The 15,729-nt window shown below is 60.5% G+C and carries 15 protein-coding genes; 4 read left to right on the top strand and 11 right to left on the bottom strand.

The annotated features are described in order from the left end of the window. Positions 1-44: 44 nt before the first annotated feature. Positions 45-1,298 (bottom strand): mannose-6-phosphate isomerase, class I, encoded by a 1,254-nt coding sequence (gene manA / locus ACLI1O_RS03175; protein WP_411706955.1) that lies wholly within the window; start codon positions 1,296-1,298, stop codon positions 45-47. Between the two features lie 6 nt (positions 1,299-1,304). Continuing rightward, positions 1,305-2,354 (bottom strand): exopolyphosphatase, encoded by a 1,050-nt coding sequence (locus ACLI1O_RS03170; protein WP_411706954.1) that lies wholly within the window; start codon positions 2,352-2,354, stop codon positions 1,305-1,307. Between the two features lie 41 nt (positions 2,355-2,395). Here ACLI1O_RS03170 and cobA point away from each other — a divergent pair, with 41 nt between their 5' ends. Then, on the top strand, positions 2,396-3,148 hold the full coding sequence (gene cobA, locus ACLI1O_RS03165; RefSeq protein WP_411706953.1) for a uroporphyrinogen-III C-methyltransferase: 753 nt from the start codon (positions 2,396-2,398) through the stop codon (positions 3,146-3,148). Here cobA and ACLI1O_RS03160 read toward each other — a convergent pair. The 4 genes from ACLI1O_RS03160 to ACLI1O_RS03145 are packed head-to-tail and all read right to left on the bottom strand — an operon-like array spanning position 3,145 to position 6,829. Beyond that, the gene (locus tag ACLI1O_RS03160; protein ID WP_411706952.1) at positions 3,145-4,164 is read right to left on the bottom strand and encodes a sulfite exporter TauE/SafE family protein; all 1,020 of its coding nucleotides are present in this window, start codon (positions 4,162-4,164) and stop codon (positions 3,145-3,147) included. The two genes, cobA and ACLI1O_RS03160, sit on opposite strands and share 4 nt — an antisense overlap. After that, positions 4,158-4,895: a sirohydrochlorin chelatase gene (locus ACLI1O_RS03155; RefSeq protein WP_411706951.1), complete on the bottom strand. Its 738-nt coding sequence runs from the start codon at positions 4,893-4,895 to the stop codon at positions 4,158-4,160. The genes ACLI1O_RS03160 and ACLI1O_RS03155 overlap by 7 nt, the downstream gene beginning before the upstream one ends. Positions 4,896-4,904: 9 nt before the next feature. Beyond that, positions 4,905-5,156, bottom strand: coding sequence for a hypothetical protein (locus ACLI1O_RS03150; protein WP_005277497.1), 252 nt, complete (start codon positions 5,154-5,156; stop codon positions 4,905-4,907). Further along, positions 5,153-6,829, bottom strand: coding sequence for a nitrite/sulfite reductase (locus tag ACLI1O_RS03145; RefSeq protein ID WP_284853441.1), 1,677 nt, complete (start codon positions 6,827-6,829; stop codon positions 5,153-5,155). Before ACLI1O_RS03145 ends, ACLI1O_RS03150 begins: the two co-directional genes overlap by 4 nt. 304 nt (positions 6,830-7,133) lie before the next feature. Between ACLI1O_RS03145 and ACLI1O_RS03140 the strand changes: the two genes are divergently transcribed. After that, a complete protein-coding gene (locus ACLI1O_RS03140; protein WP_411706950.1) occupies positions 7,134-8,486 on the top strand; it encodes an FAD-dependent oxidoreductase in 1,353 nt (450 codons plus the stop codon). A gap of 8 nt (positions 8,487-8,494) precedes the next feature. Here the strand turns inward: ACLI1O_RS03140 and ACLI1O_RS03135 are convergent, their stop codons facing one another. Both ACLI1O_RS03135 and ACLI1O_RS03130 read right to left on the bottom strand, forming a co-directional pair. Continuing rightward, positions 8,495-9,862 carry a phosphomannomutase/phosphoglucomutase gene (locus tag ACLI1O_RS03135; RefSeq protein ID WP_284853440.1) on the bottom strand — a complete coding sequence of 456 codons (1,368 nt, stop codon included), beginning with the start codon at positions 9,860-9,862 and terminating at the stop codon, positions 8,495-8,497. 107 nt (positions 9,863-9,969) lie between these two features. After that, on the bottom strand, positions 9,970-10,461 hold the full coding sequence (locus ACLI1O_RS03130; protein ID WP_284853439.1) for a DUF3499 domain-containing protein: 492 nt from the start codon (positions 10,459-10,461) through the stop codon (positions 9,970-9,972). A 94-nt stretch (positions 10,462-10,555) separates the two neighbouring features. Here ACLI1O_RS03130 and ACLI1O_RS03125 point away from each other — a divergent pair, with 94 nt between their 5' ends. Then, entirely contained in the window at positions 10,556-11,032 is a 477-nt protein-coding gene (locus tag ACLI1O_RS03125) for a metallopeptidase family protein (RefSeq protein WP_284781768.1), read from the top strand. 87 nt (positions 11,033-11,119) lie between these two features. Here the strand turns inward: ACLI1O_RS03125 and ACLI1O_RS03120 are convergent, their stop codons facing one another. The 3 genes from ACLI1O_RS03120 to ACLI1O_RS03110 form a co-directional block, all read right to left on the bottom strand. Beyond that, the gene (locus tag ACLI1O_RS03120) at positions 11,120-11,413 is read right to left on the bottom strand and encodes a WhiB family transcriptional regulator (protein WP_005277485.1); all 294 of its coding nucleotides are present in this window, start codon (positions 11,411-11,413) and stop codon (positions 11,120-11,122) included. A 438-nt stretch (positions 11,414-11,851) separates the two neighbouring features. Then, positions 11,852-12,946, bottom strand: coding sequence for an NDP-sugar synthase (locus ACLI1O_RS03115; RefSeq protein WP_284609975.1), 1,095 nt, complete (start codon positions 12,944-12,946; stop codon positions 11,852-11,854). Between the two features lie 93 nt (positions 12,947-13,039). Beyond that, positions 13,040-13,948 carry a glycosyltransferase family 2 protein gene (locus tag ACLI1O_RS03110; protein WP_411706949.1) on the bottom strand — a complete coding sequence of 303 codons (909 nt, stop codon included), beginning with the start codon at positions 13,946-13,948 and terminating at the stop codon, positions 13,040-13,042. Positions 13,949-14,082: 134 nt separating this feature from the next. Between ACLI1O_RS03110 and ACLI1O_RS03105 the strand changes: the two genes are divergently transcribed. Beyond that, complete coding sequence (locus ACLI1O_RS03105; protein ID WP_411706948.1) at positions 14,083-15,714, top strand: LCP family protein; 1,632 nt, start codon at positions 14,083-14,085, stop codon at positions 15,712-15,714. The last annotated feature ends 15 nt before the right edge of the window (positions 15,715-15,729 follow it).

Genomic DNA, 15,729 nt, shown 5'->3' with positions numbered 1-15,729 from the left:
CCTTGCTGGGATTTTCCAGCAAGGGGGCATAGTTGTGAGGCCGCTTAGACTCGGGCGACGAATAATTGCGCCGTGCTGCCCTCAGGATTTTCCTTTTCTACAGCGTGAGCCTGGGCGGTAACCATGCCGTCGGAGGCCGGCAGCCATGCGGCCTGGCCCGGGGAAAGGATCAATTCCTCGCCCGCAGCATTGCGCAGGTTGAGGGACCCACCGGTGCACAAGGCGATGGTGGGGCCGTCATAGTCGAGGTCGACGGAAGAATCCGGCCCGAGCTCGGCGCGATCAAGCAGAAATTCATCGATGGGCACCGGATAGGACCAAGCCTCGGCACCATGGACGTTATCCTGGTTCCGCTTATCTTTTTGCTGCACCCGCGGCTCATTGGCGGCCGCATAGGTCAAGACCTTCACCAACTCCGGCACATCCACGAATTTCGGGGTCAATCCGCCGCGCAAGACGTTATCGGAATTGGCCATTATTTCTACGCCAAGACCGGAGACATACGCATGGAGCTGCCCGGCGTCGAGGTAGACGGCCTCACCTGGGGCAAGCTCGATGTGGTTAAGCAAGAGCGCGCCAAGCACGCCAATATCGCCAGGATAGCGATCATTAAGGTCCACCACCGTAGCCATGACCCGCGCTTTCCAATCCTTCGGGTCGGCGGAAATCAGGCGCTCGCCGGCGGCAACGATGGCCTTAATAAGCTCCTTGCGCTTGGCCGAAGGGATGGTAATCCACGTGGTGAAAAGCACCCGGAGGTTGGCGGATTCGGAGGATTCCGCGGGGTCATCGTCAAGCATGGCAAGATAACGCTCAAGCTCTGGGCACTCCAAGGCAGCAAAGAGCTCGCGGGTTTGTGCCAGGGGACGGAAACCGGCCATGGCATAGAAATCCGAGAGCGCCACGATAAGTTCCGGCTTGTGGTTATCGTCCTTGTAATTGCGATTTGCGGCCTGCAGGGCAATACCCGCCTCGTTTTCGCGGGAGAAGCCCTCTTCGGCCTGCTCCTTGGAGGGGTGGGCCTGCAAAGATAGCGGGTCTTCGGCGGCGAGAATCTTCAACAAAAACGGCAGTTTTTCGCCGTATTCTTTGTAGACTCGCGTACCCAACTGGCCTTCTGGATCCTCCGCAATCACCTCGTTGAGAAGCTGGCCTTCCACCGTGGAAGGATCACCGGGGTGGGCACCAAACCAGAGTTCAGCTACCGGCTTTCCTGCGGCTTCTTCGCCCCGCAGCTCAGGGATGAGGGTGCGTGATCCCCAGGAATAGTTGCGGATTGCGCCTTCCAGTAATTGCATATATTTCTATCCTTTAGAAATCTCGTAGGCGGTCGCGGCAAAACTCCGCGTAATAAGCTGCAGCGAGCGGGCAAGGTACCCTAGGCCCGGTTCCGGGTCGGTGCTGCGGACTGCAAGCGAGTTGGGCAGGTTCGCCTCTTCCTGCCCCCAGAAAATCACTTTTAAGGGTATCAAAGGTGCCTCCGCGCCAGCACCGTCGATAAAGGGATCGTAGAAAAGGTCATCGGCCGGCGTGGACGCCGTGCTGGATTCGGCGCCTCGGTCGAGTGCGCCACTCAGGTCAGCGGGCTCGACGAAGGTCCCGGGCAGCCCGTGCACGGCCCAGATAGTCGCGGCCATGCGGGCGACCAGGGTATCGATGTGCACGCGCTCACGGCGCTCGGCATATGCATAGGGATCGATAACGCAAGAATGGATAATCCGCGCAACCTCTGCGTATTCGCGCAGCTGCCGTCCCGGATTGATGGCATCATCGCGCTCTGGAGAAAGCTGCTCGATCTCGCGGTCCACGGCGGCGGCGAGGTCCTCTAGCTCCTCGCGCACCGCATGCGGGGAGGTATGCACGATGCTGCACAGCGCGTATAGGGCCGTGATAAATCGCGCCGGCGAGCAGCCCTCTGCGGTGGGAAGCGACGGGGCAATCAGGGTGTCCTCTGGGCAATCCTCTACCAAGGGACCGCTTGCCGGGCCCACCAGAATTGTGGTGGCGCCGCGCTGGCTCGCGGCAATGAGTGCGCGGGAGGCCCAATCGCATTCTGCGGGCTCGCCCACTGCCACGACGATATCGAGCGCGCCCACGTACTGCGGCAGCGATTCCGTCACCACCAGCGGGATGCGCAGCGGTTCGGCCAAGCCGACGCCGAGGTGCGCTGCCTCGCGGGCGATGGCGTCGGTGGGTAATATGACCAAGGAGCGCGGGTTGAGCCCGTTTAAGATTTCACCCCAGCGCTCCACTTGCCCGGCGAGCAGACGAATCTGCGCACCCTCGTGGGCGACATCAAAAAATCGCACCGTTTCGGTGTCATAGGTGGAACCATCAGTGAAACCGTTATCCATATCGCTCTAGCATAGTCGGGCTCCCACTAAGATGGTGCGGCATGACGTCAGCACAGATTCATCCCGTATCCCTTATCGGTGGCGGCCCCGGCGCGTGGGACCTGATTACGGTTCGCGGCATGCGCGCCTTACAGGAGGCCGAGGTCATCTTGACCGATCACCTAGGCCCTGCCCCGCAGTTGGATAAGCTCTGCGATATTTCCGCAAAGGAGCTTATCGATGTCTCCAAGCTGCCCTACAAGAAGTCGATTACGCAGGACAAGATCAATGAGCTGCTCATCGAGCATGCCCAAGCCGGGCGGAAGGTGGCGCGGCTCAAGGGCGGCGATCCTTTCGTGTTCGGCCGCGGCTTTGAAGAGGTACAGGCCCTAGCCCAGGCATCTATCCCCACCACCGTGATCCCGGGAGTGACCTCCGCTATTTCCGTGCCCGCAGGCATTGGCATCCCCGTCACCCAGCGCGGCATGGTTCACGGCTTTACCGTCGTATCGGGCCACCTGCCTCCCGGGCACGAGAAGTCCCTCGTGGATTGGCACGCCCTGGCCCAGTCCGGCGCGACCTTATCCATCATCATGGGCGTGAAAAATGCCCCGGCGATTGCCAGGGCATTGCAAGACGGCGGGCTCGCTGGCTCGACACCGTGCGCGATTATCCAGGAGGGCACCCTGAACACGCAGCGGGATTTTCGCTGTGAACTAGCCCACCTTGCGCAGACGATGGAGGATCATAATGTCTCCTCCCCCGCCGTCTATGTCATTGGCGAGGTTGCCGGCCTCGACCCAGCCGGGGATTAGGCCTTATCCGCCTGCGGTGCGGAGTCCTCCACGATGCTCACGTCCTTGGAGGCACCGGCCGCGTTGTGCGCAAAGCCTGCGGCATGAAACTCCGCGTGTGCCTTGGTCTCGGCGTTCTCGGCTTCCAGCTCCCTTACGCGAGCAGCCCGGGTAGCCCGCGCGCCGTGGATGGTGGCGGAAATACCCACGACGAGGATCATGCCCATGAGCAGTGGGGAGACGAAGCCCGGCACCGTCAGCCCGAAGTAGGTTTCTAGCCCGCCTAAGACCTTGCCGATATTCAGCGCCACGATAGCCGTACCCACGAGGCCACCGAGGACGACCGGCTCAATCCGGGAAATCACCCATGCCGCAATCGGCGCGGCAATGGAACCGCCGATGAGCAGGGCCAACACGGCGGAGAGGTTGGCGACGATATCCTGCCACAATCCAACGACGAAGCCGAGGGTGGCCCCCAGTGTGACTAGGAATTCGGCGGTATTTACCGTGCCGACGATGCGGCGAGGCTGCTCGCGGCCAATTGCCATAAGCGTCGAGGTAGACACCGGACCCCAGCCACCACCACCGGTGGAGTCGACGAATCCGCCGACGGAACCAAGGCCAATCAAAAATGGGGTGGAATGGCTGCGTTTTTGCACAAACTTCGCCCGGCGCGGGCGGGAAAAGCGCCAGATCAGGTTGCTGCCGATGGCCACCAAGATGAGCGCGGTAATGGGAGCAGCCGCATCGGTGGAGATATTGGAGAGCACAGTGGCGCCGATAAACGCCGCGATAGAACCCGGAACGCCCAGCCGGAAGACGGTCTTCCAATCCACATTGCCAAAGCGGGCGTGGCTGAGACCAGACATTGCAGTCGTCCCCAGTTCCGCGGTGTGGACTACGGCGGAGGCTTGGGCGGGTCCCAGGCCCGCTAGGAGGAGGATGGTGGTTGAGGTGACGCCGAAGCCCATGCCGATGCCGCCATCGACAAGCTGGGCGGCCGCACCGGCCACGGCGATTAAAATAAGGGTTAGCATGGAACACCGACCTCCTGGGCGATGTGATAGTGAGCAGCAACGATGCCAGCTAGGTCGGTACCCAGAACGGGATCGACGGTGACATTGCTGGGGGTAGATGACAGTGGTTTAAGGAGCAGTCCTGCGGTAACAAACAGCGGGATAACCCGCATTCGCGCAGTGCTTCTTGCCAATGCATGAATGTCATTGCTGCCACCGCGGGTGGCAAATGCGGCCGTAGCGGGAACGCCGGTGATTCGGGATACCTGAGCCGCAAGCCGGCGGACGGAGTCATTGGCCGCAGCAGCAGAGGAACCAACGGAGTAGATGACGTGGTGGGTATCCCCAGACCTGGCGCGTGCCGCGAGCACCGCCGCCAATTCGGCTTCAGCGGCTTCCCGCCTGCCCACATCTCGTACGCCATACTCTGCGGCACGCCCTCCGCCCAAGCACTCACCTTGCACCAAGCGCAGGCCTGAAGCCTGTTCGGCCGCAGCGATAACGCGGGGAACGTCAACGCGCTGGTGGTAACCCTGCGTAAAGAGCAATGGAATGACTACGGCCGTATCCTCCCCGCAACGAGCGAGATCGACCGCAGCGGCGGTGAGATCGGGAGTATTGAACTCCAGGTGTGCCGCACGATAAGCAGGTCGGTCTGGAATCGCGGCGGCAGCGGCCTGGGTGAGCTGTTCAACGCCGGCGGCGGCGCCAGGGTGGCGCGAGCCGTGGGACAAGGTAATCAGTGCGGTCATGGTGCATCCTTAATCCACTGGAGCCGTGGAGTGTCCGCGGCGGGCTAGGGAGCGCTGCAGGGCCTCGGTGGAAGAGACTGCTGGGGCCGGTGCTACGGGGGCATCGTCTTGTCCGTGGAAGCGGACCGAAAATACGCGCAGGCATTCCTGGCAATTCCAGGCAAAGTCGTCTTCTTCATCCGGGAAGAGATCGGTGCCGGCGCAGTAGGGGCAAAAGGTGGGGTGATTGCGATTGGGGTTAGGCTTACGGCGAAAATTCACTGCAGATCTTCCTCCTCGGCGCGCAGTACCCAGTGGCGGAACTGCTCGCCTTCTTCGCGTTGTTCCTTATACTTATTGACCAGCCGTATGACGTAGTCTGGGACCTCATCGGCCACGACCTTGTGTCCGCGGAGCTTGCGGCCCCAGTCAGGGGAAAGGCCTAAGGCGCCACCCAAGTGGACTTGGAAGCCCTCGACGCGGTTGCCATCGGCATCGGTGACGATCTGGCCCTTGAGCCCGATATCGGATACCTGGGAGCGCGCGCACGCATTGGGGCAGCCGTTTAATGCGATGGAAATGGGCACATCCAAATCCCCCAGGGTGTCTTCGAGGATGTCCACCAATTCGATGGCACGGGCCTTCGTGGTCACGTGCGCCAACTTGCAAAATTCCAGACCAGTGCAGGAAATGACGCCGCGGCGAAACTCCGTGGGCTGGGAATACAGGCCCGTTTCATCCAGCGCGCGCGAGAGCGCCGGAATATCGTCTTCCTCCACATCGAGGAAGAGCAATTCCTTCATCGGGGTGGTACGGATGTGCGAGATGCCGAACTTTTCTGCCACATCAGCAATGGCAATGAGCTGTTCGCCCGTTGCATGGCCCACGGTAGGTTTCACGCCGACGTAGAATTTGCCGTCCTTTTGCTTGTGCACTCCCAAGTGATCGCGGCTGCCGGGATTGACCTCGAGCGGGATGCCATCGGCCAGCGGCTTGTCCAAGTACTCCTCCTCGAGCACTTGGCGGAACTTTTCGATGCCCCATTTAGCCACCAAGAACTTCAGGCGCGCGCGATTGCGGTTGCGGCGGAAGCCGTAGTCGCGGAAGATGCTGACCACACCGGCCCATACTTCCGGCACGCGCTCGAGTGGCACCCACGCGCCCAAGGATTGCGAGAGCATCGGGTTGGTGGATAGTCCCCCGCCCACAAAGCAGTCAAAGCCGGGGCCATATTCGGGGTGGTTGACGCCGACGAAGGCAACGTCTTGAATTTCGTGCGTCACGTCCTGACGCGCATTGCCGGAAATCGCGGTTTTGAACTTGCGGGGAAGGTTATGGAACTCCTCGCGCGGTAAGTAATTATTCTTAATCTCCTCGATGGCTGGGGTGGCATCGATGATTTCATCCTCGGCTACCCCGGCGACCGGCGAACCCAAGATGACGCGCGGCACATCGCCGCAGCCCATCAAGGTGCCCAGGCCCACAGATTCGAGCTTGTCCCAGATGGTGGGCACGTCTTCGATCTGGATCCAGTGCAGCTGAATATTCTGGCGGTCCGTAAAGTCCGCGGTGGAGCGGGCATAATCGCGCGAGATTTCTCCCACCGCGCGCAGCTTGGCTGGATCGGCGCGGCCGCCATCGAAGCGCACGCGCATCATGAAGTATTCATCTTGCAATTCCGCGTTGGATAACTTGGCAGTCATCTCCCCGCCCAGGTTCTGGTTGCGCTGGGTATACAGCCCCAACCATTTAAAGCGCGGTGCTAAATCCTCCGGCGGGATGGAGGAAAATCCCTGCTTGGAGTAGATGTCTATCACACGCTGCTTGGCAGAGAGGCCACCATCATCCTGTTTGATGGCCTCATCGTTATTCAACGGTTCCTTACCGTCAATTTTCCACTGGCCCTCGGGCTTATTGGCACGTGGCTTGCGTTTGGTCGTTGTTGCGGTAGCCATAATGTGGTGTAGACCTCCCTTTCAAAGCGTTGAGGGAAAACCTACCCGTCTATAGATTGCAGACAAAGCAGTCTGTTTTATTTTCACTTTTCCCAAAGCTATGACCTGCACTTTGAGAAGGTTTAATAAAGAATCTAATTATTCCGCTTGTGCGCAAACAGACCATACGGTTCACTCTCTTAAGAGAAATCCCGCGCTCACTCACGATAAATAGACCACGTGGTCTATTTACGCATATTTATCGAGGGTCCGTTCCCTTCACCCCACCGCGGGAGAATACGCAGACAAGAAAGGCAAAATTACCGTGTCAGAAAAACCCTTAAACGTAGCCGTCATCGGTGCCGGCCCCGCCGGCATTTACGCCTCCGATATCTTGGTGAAAAAGACCGGTGGCAATGTACACATCGATCTCATTGAGCAAATGCCCGCCCCGTTCGGTCTCATTCGCTACGGCGTGGCCCCTGACCACCCGCGCATTAAAGGAATCATTAAATCCCTGCACCGCGTATTGGACACGGAGCAGATTCGCTTGCTTACCAACGTGCACATCGGCCGCGATATCACCGTGGACGAGCTGCAGCAGCACTACGATGCCGTCGTCTTTGCCACCGGCGCAGTAGGCGATCGCCACCGCGATATTCCGGGCGCGCAGCTGCAGGGCGTGCACGGCGCCGGTGAGTTCGTGGGCTTTTATGACGGCAATCCGCGCTTTGAGCGCGAATGGGACCTCTCCGCCATCGAGGTCGCTGTCATCGGCGTGGGCAATGTGGGCCTGGACGTCTCGCGTATCTTGGCCAAGACTGGCGATGAACTTAAGGTGACCGAAATCGCCGATAATGTCTACGATTCGCTGGCGCGCAATAAGGCAGAAACCGTACGCGTCTTCGGGCGCCGCGGGCCCGCCCAAGCCAAGTTCACCCCGCAAGAGCTCAAAGAGCTCGACCACTCGGAGAACATCAATGTGGTCGTCTCCCCCGAAGATATTGATTACGATGAGGCCTCGCTAGAGGCACGCGCTTCCAGCAAGTCCACGGATTTGGTCTGCCAGGTTCTTGAGCAATATGCCATTCGCGATCCCAAACAAGCTCCGCATACGCTGCAGATCCACCTCTTTGAGCAGCCGGTGGAGATCCTCGGTGAGAACGGCCGGGTGAGCGGGATTAAAACGGAGCGCACCGAGCTGACCGGCGATGGCAACGTGCGCGGGACGGGTAAATTCACCACGTGGCCGGTGCAAGCGGTCTACTTTGCCACGGGCTACCGCTCGGACGCCGTGGATGGCGTGCCATTTAATAGCGAGAAAAACGTCATCAACAATGACGGCGGCCACGTCATCGACGAAGAGGGCACCATCGTGCCTGGCCTCTACACCACCGGCTGGGTAAAACGCGGGCCCGTGGGCCTGATTGGCAATACCAAGTCCGATGCCAGTGAAACCATTGGCATGCTGCTTGATGATGCCGCCGCGGGCACCCTACCGTCCCCCACCGCCGGCGATATCACCGAGGCCTTCGCAGATAAGGGCATCGACTACCTCACGTGGCAGGATTGGCAGCGCCTCGATGCCGCTGAGCGCGCTTTGGGCGAGCGCGAAGGCCGCGAGCGAAAGAAGTACGTGGAGTGGGAAGACATGGTCGCCCACTCCCGCGCGCAGTAATTCAGTAATTAGCGCCTGATGATGGCGAGGACCTCGTCTACGATCTGCTGCACCTCTTCGGAGGTCTTCGCCTCAACATTGAGTCGCAGCAGCGGCTCGGTATTGGAAGCGCGCACATTGAACCAGGCATCCGTGCCCTTGAGCTCGACCGTAACGCCATCGAGCTCATCGACGGATTCAATCTTATCCGCCAGCTCATCGAGTACCGCCTGGGTGGCGGCCTGTTGATCCGCCACGGTGGAGTTAATCTCCCCGGAGGCCTCATAGCGGGAGTACTCCGCCATGAGCTCGCTCAAAGGCTTATCCGTCTGCCCCAGCGCGGCCAAAACGTGCATGGCGGCCAGCATGCCGGAATCGGCATTCCAGAATTCCTGGAAGTAGTAGTGCGCGGAGTGCTCGCCGCCAAAGGCCGCCTTGTGCTCGGCCATTTGAGCCTTGATGAAGGAGTGGCCCACGCGCGTGCGCACGGCGGTTCCGCCCTTTTCCGCTATGAGCTCCGGCACCGTCTTGGAGGTAATTAGGTTGTGGATGATGGTCGCGCCCGGGAACTTATCCAAGTAGCGGCTGGCCACCAGCGCGCAGATGGCAGACGGCGATACCGGCTGGCCCTTTTCATCCACCACGAAGCAACGGTCGGCGTCGCCGTCGAAGGCAAGGCCGATATCGGCGTTTTGCTCTACGGTGAATTTCTGCAGATCCTCCAAGTTCTTGGGATCCAGCGGGTTCGCCTCGTGGTTGGGGAAGGTGCCGTCGAGCTCAAAGTAGAGATCGCGGACATCAAAGGGCAGGCCATCGAAAACGGCCGGGACCGTGTGCCCGCCCATGCCATTGGCGGCATCGACGGCGACGACCAGCGGCTTGGATTCTTCCAGCGGCACGAGGTGACGCAGGAAGTCCGCGTAGCCGGTCAGGATTTCTTGCTCGGCGATGGCACCATTAGGGCCGTCGTAGCTTGGGGTGCCATCGATAAGCATCTGCTTGATTTCTTCCAACCCAGTCTGTTGCCCCACGGGGACGGCACCGGCGCGGCAGAGCTTGATGCCGTTGTACTTCGCCGGGTTGTGGGAGGCGGTAAACATCGCGCCCGCGCACTCCATAGAACCCGCCGCATAGTAGAGCTCATCCGTAGAGGTAAGCCCCAAAAGCGTCACATGGAGGCCTTGGCTCACCACGCCCTCAGCAAAGGCTTGCGCCAACGCGGGAGAAGACGGGCGCATATCGTGGCCTACAGCCACGGTGTTTTCGCCTTCTTCGCGCAGGATTGCGGCGAAGGCGGCGCCAGTATCGCGCACGAAGTCTTCATCGATATCTTCGCCCACCACGCCACGGACGTCATAGGCCTTAATCACTGCATCAAGATGCTCACGAGTTCGCATACCTCGCAATAATACTCCCTGCCTACGGGCAACTAGCGCAGTGCTCCTTCCGTGTCTGCGGCTAGGTAGCGCGAGTTTTCTCAGGCGCTGTGCTCAGCGCCCTTGCTTTAATCAGATTCGGTGTCCGTGTCCTGCCTCTCGGCAGAATTATCTTCGCTCTGCGCATCAGGAACGACGGACAGGTGAGCGCGGCGGGCCTTTTTGGCATAGGCCACGCGGCGGGTGCGAAATACCGGGTGATTGGAATTGGCGGGATCAGCGCCATCGAAGGTGGCGGCGTAATCGATGGGATCTGCCCCGGAGCCGGCGCTGCGGTCATCGACAAGCCCAGTGGTCACCCTGCCATCTTCCTTGACCGCCTGGGCCAGTGCCATAAGGTCATCATCCTCGTCCAGCTCAATGCGGTCTACGCGCACCAGCTCCCACCCCACCGGCGCAGAGATGCGGTCGCGGTGGGTGCTGCACAGATCCCAGCTATGCGGGTTATCCTCTTCTGCCAGCGGACCAACCACTGCGGTTTGATCCGCATATGCATAGGTCAACGTCGCCACGGCGGGTCGGCCGCAGCCTGGGCGGGAGCAATGGCGAGATTCAGTCACGGACAATAGTCTAAACCCTTGGTTGAGATTTAGATAGTACTTCCCCGGCGTGGCTGCACTTATTGCGCCGCCACCGAGCTTTAGAATCAACGCCATGACCGCCGCTCGCCCCCGCCCGCATATTCGTCCCGCCCGCGACCGCCACGGGCGCGGCCTGCACGGGCCCTTGCTACCGCAGCAAACCCCGCGCTACCGCAGCGCCCGCGAGCTCTTCGATGCCGCCGTCCTCGAGGCCTACGCACCCATTCAGCACGCCTTCGCCCCGCAATTGCGCGGGCTCGACCTTGCGGTAGATACCATCCCGCGCATGCGACTTTCGGCGGATATGACGGTGCTGCCAGATGAGATCATTGCTGATGGCCCAGTGCCGCTCGGCCGCATCGTGCCCGCCGGTGTCGACTCTGCTGGCACCCCCACTCGCGCCCGGCTCGTTATCTTCCGCATGCCCATTGAGCAGCGTGCCGTCACCTCCGCCGAGCGCGCGGAACTCCTCGGCACGGTCATTACCGCCCTGGTGGCCAATTACTTAAACCTCGCCCCAGAGGAGGTAGACCCGCGCTATAGCTGGTAGGGACACCTTTTCGCACCACAAAGAAAACTCTAGCCCTTGACCGCACCACTCAGGGGGCGCAGCCAAGGGCTAGAGCACACAACTTAATTAACCAATCTCGCGCTTAAGGCGGCGGCGTTCGCGGTCCGAAAGCCCGCCCCAAATTCCGAAGCGTTCATCGTGCTCCAGCGCGTATTCCAGGCATTCATCGCGCACCGCGCAGGCTTGGCAGATACGCTTTGCCTCACGGGTGGAACCTCCCTTTTCAGGGAAGAATGCCTCTGGATCCGTCTGCGCACACAACGCTTGATCCTGCCACTCCTGCTCGACGGCACCGAAGAGTTCATCGAGCGATACCTCTGCAGCAGCACCGCCACGGAGAATGGCGTTGTTATTAGCCATTTTGTCCACGCCTTTTCCTTTCTCCGAGGTTGGGTAATCCTAATCAGTGCAACCGACTGTACACGAGGCTGAAGTGCGGCTGAATCGCCGTCAATCCGCGAACCAATCCGTGAAAACAAGTGCGTCGGTCGCCGTTTCTTGCACTGGTGTAATTTCACACCGGATCACTAAATATCGTCAACCTGAATTAGTGCCTTTTTCGCGCTTTATCGCAAAAACGCTGCACACGATCCCCATCCGTCACATTAGTAACACCCGGTGTCATCCGGGGGTGTAGGTAGGGGGTACTAGATATAGTGGTACCCGGTTTTTCTGTCAACAATTTTCAGGAACTTTCGGCGTGTCTCCCAAATCTCGACCGGGCAGGGATCACAAAGCCCTCCGCACCGCGCGGCGTTACCGAGCTGCAGGCGGTGCGGAGGGAAGGCGGCGGGCTCTTTAGGCGTCGGAGCTAAAGCGAATGCCGGCATCCGGGATGGTCACGCCGGGAAAGACTCGCATGCCGTCCACGAGCTCGCAGCGGGCGCCAACGTGGGCGCCTTCGCCGATGACGCAGTTTTCAATGACCGCATTGGCGCCAATATGCGCGCCCGAGGCAATGATCGAGTTGTGGATAATGGCGCCTGGTTCGATGCGCACGCCATCAAAGACCACGGTTCCTTCAAGGCGGGAGCCGGCGCCCACCTCAGATCCGCGGCCCACCGCGGTGCCAGATAGCAGCAGCACGCCGCCGGCAATGCCCGCAGAGGATTCCACGAGGGACTCGCCGGTGCGACCTTCCAACAGTGGCGATGGGGCGATGCCGCGCACCAAGTCGGAGGAGCCGCGGGTGAAGTCATCCGGGCGGCCCATATCGCGCCAGTAGGAGTTATCGACGTGGCCGACGACCAAGCGGCCATCGGCAAGCAAGCCTGGGAAGGTCTCGCGCTCGACCGAGACCACGCGGTCTGCAGGGATGGACTCGATGACGGAGCGGTCAAAGACGTAGCAACCGGCATTGATCTGGTTGGTTGGTGGATCCTCGGTCTTTTCCAAAAAGGCCGTGACCCGGCCCTCAGAATCCGTGGGCACGCAGCCAAAGGCGCGCGGATCCGCCACGTTGAGCAGGTGCATGGTGACATCGGCACCCTTGTTGTGGTGCGTGGTCAAGATGCCCTCTAGATCCATGCCGGAAAGAACATCGCCGTTGAATACCATGACGGTGTCATTGCGCAGCTTGTCATAGACATTGCGGATGCCGCCGCCGGTGCCCAGCGCGGTTTCTTCCACCACGTATTCAATGTCCAGGCCGAGCTCGGAGCCATCGCCAAAGTATTCCTCGAAAACCTCTGCCTTATACGAGGTGGACATCACCACGTGCTCAATGCCCGCGGCTTTGATGCGGGCGAGCAGGTGCTGCAGGAACGGGTAGTTTGCCGTCGGCAGCATGGGCTTGGGTGTACCAATGGTCAGTGGGCGCAGGCGGGTACCGCGCCCGCCCACCAAAATCACCGCATCGGTGGTGGCACCGTGAGTGGTGGCTGCTTCAGTCATAGTCATCCTTTGTATGCAGACAATCTTATTCTGAGGTTTTTCGAAGGTCAGTGTATGCGGCCGCGACCAGAAACCAGGTCAACGGCACGCGCTTCAGGCCTCCGAATCTTTGGCCGTGCTGGCGCGAGCGGCCGTTACCGCTCCCCGCGCCTGCAAGCCCAGCCACAGCGCGGCGCGCAGCGGGGCCTGCCACCACGCCGGGTGACGGTCCGCTTGGAAGCGATACGCGGAGCTATGGTGCGCCCGCAGCATCGCCCCGGCGTGCGCCTGGGTGGAATGCCCCTTGGCGTGGCTAATGACGGCTTCCGGGCAAAAAATGTTTTGGTACCCGGCGCGGGCGAAGCGATCACCCAAGTCCACATCTTCCAAGTACATGAAGTAGCGCTCATCAAAACCGCCAATGGCATCGAAGGCGTCCCAACGCACCAAGAGGCAGGACCCAGACAGCCAGCCGGCGGGGCGCTGGACGGACATATCGGCATCGTTGCGGTACGTGCGCGTCCAAGGATTAGAGGGCCACAGGTTCGAAAACAGCGCGTGGCCGATGCCGGTAGATATATTAGGCACCGACCGGGCAGACGGATAGTTGCTGCCATCGGGTTCCACGATGCGCGGGCCTACCGCCGCGGCATCCGGCCAGCGGCGTGCGCACGCGATCATCTGGTCAATGGCGCCTTCACTAAAGGTGACATCCGGGTTAGAGATAAGGAAAAACTCATCATCTACGCGCTGGTTCTCGCGCACCCACCGCGCACCGGCGTTCATGCCGGCGCCGTAGCCGATATTGCCGCCGGTATCGAAAAAGTGCACGTCTTCTGTTTCTGCAGCAGCGGCTTCGGGGATGCCGTCGGTCGAGCCATTATCCGCCAGCACCACCTGGGCGCCTTGAGCGCTGGCGTCCGGCAGGGAGCCTATAAATCGCGCCAAGTACTCACCGGGGTTATAGGTCACGGTGATAATGGCGAGCGGAGCTGTAGTTTCAGTAGTCACAATGGGCCCCAAGTTTAGTCACGCCAGAGGCTGTGTCCGGAGACAGACACTGTTTCAAACACGCGAAACTGGTCACGGATCCCTAATTTTGGCGAGATCTCCCCTAAACTGTCTCCAGATCCCCGGAAAGTAGAAAGCCTTCACTTGTGACTTCTGAGAACACTCGCCGGGCGCGCAATATCCAACCCGCGCCCTCTGCCGCTAGCGCGGTTAAGCAAAAGGGTTCCACGGCCACCAAAACCATCGTGGCCGTCATTTCTGCCCTCATCCTAGCTGTCTCCGGCGTGGGCTATGCCACGGTGGGGCGCCTGGATACGGGCATGTCCTCCGCCTCGGACCTCTCTTTGGGCGAGGATGGTTTATCCGATCCATCCTTGGACGGTGCCGCCGATATCTTGCTCGTGGGCAAGGACTCGCGTACCGATGCCCAGGGCAATCCGCTCTCCGAAAAGGAGCTGGCGGATCTCCACGCCGGCGTTGCCGAGGGCGAGGAAAATACCGACACCATCATGCTCGTGCGCATTCCAGAAGACGGCTCGCGCGCTACCGCGGTCTCCATTCCGCGCGATACCTATGTCAACGATCCGGACTACGGCAATATGAAGATCAATGCCGTCTACGCCTCGCACAAAAACGACAAGGTGCAACAGCTCCAGCAGGAAAACGCCCAGGCGGAGACGCAGGGCGAGAAGAAACCGTATACGGATAAGGACATCGAAAAGCACGGCGTAGAAGCCGGCCGCGAAGGCCTGCTCAAGATGGTGCACTCCCTGACCGGCGTATCCATTGACCACTACGCCGAGGTGGGCTTGCTCGGCTTTACGCTGCTTACTGATGCCGTCGGCGGCGTCGAGGTGTGCCTCAACGAGGATGTTGAGGACGAGATGTCCGGCGCCAATTTCCATAAGGGCACCCAGACCCTCGATGGCGCGCAGGCGCTGACCTTCGTGCGCCAGCGCTATAACCTGCCGCGCGGTGACCTTGACCGCATCGTGCGCCAGCAGGCGTATATGGCCTCGCTGGTGAATAAGGTGCTCGATAATGACACGCTGACCAGCCCGTCCAAGCTATCCAAGATTGCAAAGGCTGTGGAGCGCTCCGTGGTCATCGATGATGGCTGGGACATCATGGGCTTTGTCACCCAGCTGGCCGGCCTGGCCGGCGGCAATGTCACCTTCACCACTATCCCGGTCACTTCTATCGATGGCCGCGGCGATTACGGCGAATCCATCGTCACCATCGATACCAATGAGGTCCACCGCTTCATGGAGGATCTGGCCATGTCGCACGAGGAAGCCGAAGAGGACGCGGCCAACAATGAGGAAAACTCCGAAAACGAGCCGGAGCACGATGCCGATATCAACTCCGATAACGAGGTTCATGTCCTCAATGCCGGCAATATCGATGGATTGGCCGCTGGCATTGGCACCTGGCTGGAAAACACCGGCTATACCGTTGAGCGCTCCGCCAACGCCCAGCCCGGTATCTACTCCGAGTCCCAGGTCGTGGCCGCAGACCCGGAGAGCGAAGATGCCAAGAAGCTGGCGGAAAAGCTCGGTGGCCTTCCTGTGGTAGAAAATCCGCAGCTCGATGACAATACCTTGCTCGTCGTGGCCACCGATGATTACCAGGGCCCTTCCGATGAGGAGGCCAGCGCGGAGGAATCCGCTGCCGAAGAAGATACCGACCTGGTAGGAACCCCGGGCAATGACTTCGGCGCCAACCAGGTCTCGCCTGAAATCGACGCCGGCGGCCACGGTCCGCGCTGCGTGAACTAAGCAGGCTGGCCTACG

The sequence above is a fragment of the Corynebacterium sp. LaCa78 genome, assembly GCF_046717505.1.
Classification (GTDB): Bacteria; Actinomycetota; Actinomycetes; order Mycobacteriales; family Mycobacteriaceae; genus Corynebacterium.
Note: the sequence above shows the minus strand (reverse complement) of the source record. Positions and strands in the feature narration are given on the sequence as shown.